Raw genomic sequence first — 6,784 nt, 5'->3', positions numbered from 1 at the left:
ACCGATGTCCTGTTCGTCTTCGGACTGGACCACATGATCACCGAGCAGGACGCCCAGCCGGGCGAGATCGAGGCGCTGCGGGCCTTCCTCACCCGCGAGGACGTCCGCCTGGTGCTCGGCCCCCACCACGACGTCGGCGCGTCGGACGACCTTGCCGAACGAGAGATGGAGTACCGCCACCACGGCGACCTCCTGGTACCTCGCCAGCAACGGTTCGCCACCTACGTCAGGGACCTGATGAAGGGTTTGGGCGTGCCGGTGGTGAACCGCTACGGACTGCGCCCCGCGACCAGCGAGGACAACAGGATCGCCGCCCCGCTGTCCACGGTCCGCGACCTGGACGCCAAAGGGTGGCTGGACGGGGTCACGAACTTCAACTTCCACATGCACCTGCCGCACTACGAGGTGACGACCGACGAACCGGACGCCATCCATGTGCTGGCGAGGCAGCCGATCGACACGTCCAGGCCGCATCCGTTCACCGAGGCCGGCAACACCGAGTTCAACATGTTCCTGTGGATGCCACCGAGCGGAGACCGGGCGGGTGACGTGCTGCTGGCGGACTCGACGATCTTCAGCTCCCTGTTCGGGGGCGATGAGAGCCTGCGCAGCTTCTGGCGGAACCTCGTCTCGAAGTAGGCCCGCAAGGAGGTCACCCGTGACTGAGCCCCTGGCAGCCGAACTGGAGCTGGACGACATCCAGCGCGGCGTCCTCAGCCCCCGACCGACTCCTTACGCGGCCACGTACCTCGCCTTCCGGATCGACGACCGGGAACAGGGACGGGAGCTGATGCGGCGCGTCAACGGGGCGGTGACCTCCGCCACCGACTCGGCCAGTCCTCTCGGGGACACCTGGGTCAGCGCCGCCCTGACCTGCCACGGCCTCAAGGCCCTCGGAGTGCCGGCCACAGCGCTGGACACGTTCGCATGGGAATTTCGGCAGGGCATGGCCGCCCGTGCCCGAGCACTCGGCGATGTCGGTGACAGCGCCCCGGAACACTGGGAAGCACCGCTCGGCACCCCCGACGTCCACGTGGTGATCGCCGCCGTCGCCCCCGACTCCCTGCGCCTGCAGGCGGCCATCGACCGTGCCCGCCCGGCCTACGACCGCCTCCCGGGTGTCACCGCGATCTGGCGGCAGGACTGCTACGCGCTGCCCACCGAGAAGGAGCATTTCGGCTACCGCGACGGCGTCAGTCATCCCGCCGTCGCAGGAAGCGGTATCGCCGGATCGAACCAGCTCGAAGTGCCTTTGAAAGCCGGTGAGTTCGTTCTCGGGTACCCCGACGAGCTGGGCGGCACCCAGACCCCACAGCCGACCGTGCTGGGGCGCAACGGCAGCTACGCCGTCTTCCGCAAACTCCACCAGGACGTCGCCGAGTTCCGCCGCTACCTGAGGGACAACTCCACCGGGCCCGAAGACCAGGAACTCATCGCGGCGAAGATCATGGGGCGCTGGCGCAGCGGGGCTCCCCTCGCACTCGCCCCCCAGCACGACGATCCAGCGCTCGGTGCCGACCCGCAGCGGCGCAACACCTTCCTGTACCAGCGGGACGACCCGACCGGTTTCCACACCCCCGGCGGCTGCCACATCCGCCGGGCCAACCCCCGCGACGCCGCCGTGGCGGGGGAGGTGCGCCTGCACCGCATGATCAGACGCGGCGCCGTCTACGGACCACCACTACCGGACGGTGCGCTGGAGGACGACGGCCTGGACCGCGGCCTGATGTTCGCGTTCATCGGCGCACACCTGGGCAGGCAGTTCGAGTTCGTCCAGTCCGAGTGGCTGAACGACAGCGTCTTCTTCGGCGGAGACGACGGCAAGGACCCCGTCACCGGCTCCCAGGACGGCTCGACCGGTTTCACCATTCCGCGGCGGCCGGTGCGACGACGCCTTGCCTCACTGCCCCGGTTCGTCGTCACCCGAGGCGGCGAGTACTGCTTCCTGCCGAGCCTGAGCGCCCTGCGCTGGCTCGGAGGTCTTCGAGACTGACGAGCGGCGACGCGCCCCGTGGCACCGCCCGGAGATTTCCGCTCCCCGGAGGGGAAGGCCGATGGACACACTGCACCTGGCGCTCAATGCCGTGACCGTCATCTTCATCGCTGCCACGATGTTCGCGGCCGGCTTGGGGGCCACCGTCCCCGCACTGCGGGGTGTCTTCACCAACGTCCCGCTGCTTCTGCTGGCGCTGCTCGCCAACATGGTGATCATCCCGCTGCTCGGCTGGGGCATCGGGGCGCTCCTCGATCTTCCCTCGGCCTCGCTCGTCGCCCTCGTCCTGGTCGCCTCGTCGCCGGGCGGCCCCTTCGGCGCGAAACTGGCCATGGTGCAGAACGGCGATGTCGTCGCGGGCGCGGCGATGCAGGTACTGCTCGCCTCCCTCGGCAGCCTCACGTTCGCCCCCACGGTCAACGGCATCCTCACCGCCGCCGGTATCGGCACCGACGTGTCCCTCGACGTCGGAGCGTTGGTGCGCACCGTGGCGCTGCTCCAACTCGTACCGTTCGCCATCGGCCTGCTCATGCGCCGCTACGCCACGCCCACGGCCCAGTCATGGCACCCCACCGCATCCGCGGTCTCCAACATCACCTTCCTGATCGTGCTGGCCGGCATGCTGCTCGGCAACTGGCGAGCGGTCGTGGACCTCTTCGGCTCCCTCTCCCTGCTCGCCGGGTTCCTGTTCGCAGCCGCCGCATTCGGCGTGGGTACCTTGCTGGCCACGGGCCCGACGGTGCGCCGCACCACCATGGGCGGCGTCGCCTCGGTACGCAACGCAGGCCCCACGCTGGCCGCGATCGGGCTCGCGTTCGACGACCAGACCGCCGTCCTGGGGGCGCTGGCAGGGGTCCTGCTCAGCGGGCTGGCCGCAGCCCTGCCGATCGCCACGCTTCTCAGCCGCCGACGCCAGGCCCCGGCGGTACCTGGCGCCGACCAAGGCACACCGCCGGCCCGTACCCACCCCTGATCTTTGCCCAGGCGTGAGGCTCACGAGCGGACCGACGGCGGCGGGACGGTGATCTCACGCTTGAGGATCTTTCCGGTGGGGCCTTGGGAAGCTCGGCGGTGAGGGTGACGATGCGCGGATACTTGTACGCCGCGACGCGTTCCTTGACGTAGTCACGGATCTCCTCCGGCGCCGCCTCCTCGCCCACCCGCTGCACGACGACCGCAGCGACTTCCTCGCCGTGCAGCGGGTCCGGAACTCCCACGACCGCGGCCTCGGCGATCGCGGGGTGCCCGTGGAGGACCTCCTCGATCTCCCGCGGGTAGACGTTGTAGCCGCCCCGGATGAATTCATCGCCCATGACCTGCTAGGCAGCGTCCGGTCGGTGCAGCGCTGACGCAAGGCCTGGTCCCAGGGCGGGACGAGAGCCCTGGCCTCGAAGGGGTCTCGATGTGGGGTCTCAGGACTTCCTTGACGGTTTGTCGTCAGGAGATCCTTCACGGTCCTTCTGGCCACCCATGCCTTTGACGTAGAGCCCGGTGATCGGTCCGGGGTTCTTGCGGGGCCCGATCACATGGGCCGGGCCAGCACCCGGACCGAGTAGCCGCCGGGCTGAAGAGGTGGTGCTCTCACTTGCCCGCCATGCCGGGCCAGGCCGTACCGTCGACGACCCTGCGCTGATGGGCATTATTCGATGGCGCTCTCGTCCCCGAGCCCGCACTCAAGCCGGTGCTCATCCGTGCCTATTTCACTGACCGCTCCTCCCACGGACCATATGACTGCCGAATGAATCGAGAATCGCGTCGCTGATCATGACACTCCGCCTCCATTGAGCGACGCCACGTAACGATACGTACCGGTACAGCGGATACATATGTAATTCATACGCCTGGATACCAGTTGACCTTACGGATGTGCGCGGCAAATCATTAGGCATCTACTCAGGCATCCCCCAAGGAGCGCACATGTCCGCTGGTGCCAGAGCCCGCGGCTCCGCCCATCTGCACTCGGCCCGACTCCGCCATTCGAGCAGCCGTGACGGCCATGGCGGGACCCCCGGGTCTCTCGGCCGCCTGCTCGTGATCGTCGGCTCGCTGAAGTAGCGGATCGGAGAGAGAGCAGCACCATGGCAGACCAGGCAGACATGCGGGGCCCGTCAGCAACCCGCGGCGCGAAGGAACTGAAGTTCCGTCAGCTCGCCGAGCAACTTCGGCGGGAGATCCACGAGGGCGTCTGGCCACCGGGCAGCCGCCTTCCCACCGAGCAGGAACTGGCCCGCAGCAGCGGGACGTCCGTTGCCACGGTACGGCGCGCGGTCGACGACCTGGTCGCCGAACGGCTGGTGGTACGCAGGCAGGGTGCCGGCAGCTTCGTCCTCACCCCGCAGACCCGGGCGACCCGCCACGCCCTGATCGGCGTCATGGTCCCGGACACCACCCTCTACTACCCCAGGGTGCTCAAGGGCATCGAGTCAGGACTGTCCGCGGCCGGTGCCCGGCTCCTGCTCACATGCTCCGACTACGACCAGGAACGCGAGATCAGGGAACTCCAGGGGCTCCTCGACGGGGGCGCCGACGGCCTGCTGCTGGTGCCCACCTTGAGCGGCCCGGAGCCCGCCGATGCGTATCTCCGCCGCCTCGCCCAGCTGCCCGTACCGACCGTCCTGGTCGAGCGACGTGCAACCTCACTCGGTGACACCAACGAGCACGTCTGCACGCACCACGAGGCGGGCGCCTACGACGCCGTCCACCACCTCGCCCGACTCGGACACCGCACCATCGGGCTCGTCCTGCGGGCACCCGGCCCCACCGCAGACCCGCTCAGCCAGGGCTTCAAGGAAGCTGTGACAGAACTCGACTGCAGGCCAGTTGAGTTCCGGGCCACCAGGGAGGAGTGGAGCCCGGCCACTGCTGACCGGTGTGTGGAGCGCCTGCGAGCCGCAGGAGCCACCGCAGCACTCTGTCTCAGCGACCGGCAGGCCACCCTCCTGCTCTCCGCCGCCCGCCGCGCCGGGCTGTCCGTCCCCGACGACCTGGCCCTGGTCTCGTACGACGACGAGATCGCCGACATCGCCGACATCCCGCTCACCGCCGTGGCCCCACCCAAGCACCTGCTCGGCCGGACCGCTGCCGAGGTCCTGCTGCACCGGCTGGACCACCCCGAGCAGCCACGCCGGAAGATCCTGCTGCGTCCCAGCATCGTCATCCGGAAGTCCTGCGGCGCCACCCAGCAGCCGGCCGAGACCACCGCCGACCGACGAGGATCCACCTGACCGACGCGAGCCGGCTGGATCGACGTCTTCGACAAGACATACAACCCTCATCCTGCCGAGGCCGCTCCAACCGCTGACCTGTTCGTGCCACCGGGACTCCGTGGGCGGCCGCCGTCCACAGTTTCCGCACCCTCATTCGGCCGCGCGCCGACCCCACCCACTGCCTCAGCGCCAACGGACAACTCGACCACACGCTTCCTCGATCGACCGGCGTGTCAGGTAACCGCAATCCGAGGCGCTCCGCCAACCTTCTCGGGAGACACACGTGTCCAACGAGCGGACCGAACTGGTCCAAGACCCAAGCCCGTCCACCATCGTTCGACGGCGTCCGCGCGCCCTGCTGGCCATGCGTCCGCATCTCGCGGACAAGCTGTTCGACAGCCGAACCCGGGCGCGACTCACCCAACTTGCCGATCTCGACCCCGATCTCATCATCAGCGACTTCACCACGTCCGAGGCCCATGCCGCCCTCCGCGAGACCGAAGTCATCATCAGCAGCTGGGGCTGCCCGCCGATCGATGAGACCGTGCTGGCCGCCGCGCCCGGTCTGCGCACGGTCATCCACGCCGCGGGCACGGTCAAGAGCCTCATCACCGATGCATGCTGGGAGCGCGGCATCCAGGTCACCTCCGCCGCCTGGGTCAACGCACTGCCGGTGGCCGAATTCACTGTCGCCGCAATCCTGTTCGCAAACAAGCAGGTGTTGCGCATCAGCGCGGAGTACCGCACGCGCCGCGCCGGACTCGACCTGACCGAAGGCTACCCGGAGATCGGCAACTACGGCCGTACCATCGGCGTCGTCGGCGCATCGCAGATCGGTCGCCGCGTCCTGGACCTCCTGCGGCCGTACGACCTCCAACTGCTGCTCCACGACCCATATGCAGCGCCAACCGAGGCCGAAGAGCTCGGTGCCCGCTCCGTTCCCCTCGACGAACTGTGCGCCCTCAGCGACGTGGTGACCATCCACGCACCCCAGCTCCCCAGCACACATCACATGATCGACCGGCACCGGCTCGCCCTCATGCCCGACGGCGCCACCCTCGTCAACACCGCGCGCGGGTCCCTGGTCGACCAGGACGCCCTGGTCGACGAACTGGTCACGGGACGGCTCAACGCCGTCCTCGACGTCACCACTCCCGAGGTCCTGCCCGCCGACTCACCGCTCTACAACCTGCCCAACGTCCTGCTCACGCCGCACCTCGCCGGCTCCCTGGGCAACGAACTGCACCGCATGGCCGCCGCCGCAGCTGACGAACTCGCCCGCTACACCGCGGGTCTGCCGTTCATGTGTCCCGTGCTCCCGCAGGACATGCACCGCACGGCCTGAGCGGCCATCCCGGCCCGGATGCCCGACCCGAGCGGACGACCAGGACCGTCGGCCCGATCACAAGGAAGAACCATGACGAACGACACCAAGCGGCGGGCCGCCTCTGCCCAGTGCGCGGCATTCGGGACCAGACCGGTCACGGGCTGCGGGGGGCATCCCGTCGACGCCGCGAGTCCGCGTACGCGCTCTCGCACCACCGCGCAGTCGGCCTCCTCGGCCAGGCAGCGATTGACCTCGGCG

The 6,784-nt window shown here is 68.9% G+C and carries 5 protein-coding genes and 2 pseudogenes; 6 read left to right on the top strand and 1 reads right to left on the bottom strand.

The features are described from left to right. The 3 genes and pseudogenes from AB0M27_RS30105 to AB0M27_RS30095 all read left to right on the top strand — a co-directional run. Window positions 1–639, top strand: a pseudogene (locus AB0M27_RS30105) (hypothetical protein); the annotation flags it as partial. 19 nt (window positions 640–658) lie between these two features. Beyond that, on the top strand, window positions 659–1,993 hold the full coding sequence (locus AB0M27_RS30100; RefSeq protein ID WP_365726127.1) for a Dyp-type peroxidase: 1,335 nt from the start codon (window positions 659–661) through the stop codon (window positions 1,991–1,993). 61 nt (window positions 1,994–2,054) lie between these two features. Further along, entirely contained in the window at window positions 2,055–2,966 is a 912-nt protein-coding gene (locus AB0M27_RS30095) for a hypothetical protein (RefSeq protein WP_365726126.1), read from the top strand. Window positions 2,967–2,986: 20 nt separating this feature from the next. On the opposite strand, the pseudogene AB0M27_RS30090 reads toward AB0M27_RS30095, so the two are convergent. Continuing rightward, window positions 2,987–3,291 (bottom strand): annotated as a pseudogene (locus tag AB0M27_RS30090) (long-chain fatty acid--CoA ligase); the annotation flags it as partial. Window positions 3,292–3,910: 619 nt separating this feature from the next. On the opposite strand from AB0M27_RS30090, the gene AB0M27_RS30085 reads away from it, so the two are divergent. From AB0M27_RS30085 to AB0M27_RS30075, 3 genes are all read left to right on the top strand, one after another. Then, window positions 3,911–4,048 (top strand): hypothetical protein, encoded by a 138-nt coding sequence (locus AB0M27_RS30085; RefSeq protein WP_365726124.1) that lies wholly within the window; start codon window positions 3,911–3,913, stop codon window positions 4,046–4,048. A gap of 23 nt (window positions 4,049–4,071) precedes the next feature. Then, entirely contained in the window at window positions 4,072–5,217 is a 1,146-nt protein-coding gene (locus AB0M27_RS30080; RefSeq protein ID WP_365726122.1) for a GntR family transcriptional regulator, read from the top strand. 346 nt (window positions 5,218–5,563) lie between these two features. Next, window positions 5,564–6,544, top strand: coding sequence for a hydroxyacid dehydrogenase (locus AB0M27_RS30075; RefSeq protein WP_365726133.1), 981 nt, complete (start codon window positions 5,564–5,566; stop codon window positions 6,542–6,544). The last annotated feature ends 240 nt before the right edge of the window (window positions 6,545–6,784 follow it).

It is taken from the genome of Streptomyces sp. NPDC052107 (assembly GCF_040680215.1).
Lineage (GTDB): Bacteria > Actinomycetota > Actinomycetes > Streptomycetales > Streptomycetaceae > Streptomyces.
Note: the sequence above shows the minus strand (reverse complement) of the source record. Positions and strands in the feature narration are given on the sequence as shown.

Coding starts and splice junctions, on each gene's coding strand:
- AB0M27_RS30095 (WP_365726126.1), top strand. CDS start 2,055: ATGGACACACTGCACCTGGCGCTCAATGCCGTGACCGTCATCTTCATC.
- AB0M27_RS30085 (WP_365726124.1), top strand. CDS start 3,911: ATGTCCGCTGGTGCCAGAGCCCGCGGCTCCGCCCATCTGCACTCGGCC.
- AB0M27_RS30080 (WP_365726122.1), top strand. CDS start 4,072: ATGGCAGACCAGGCAGACATGCGGGGCCCGTCAGCAACCCGCGGCGCG.
- AB0M27_RS30075 (WP_365726133.1), top strand. CDS start 5,564: ATGCGTCCGCATCTCGCGGACAAGCTGTTCGACAGCCGAACCCGGGCG.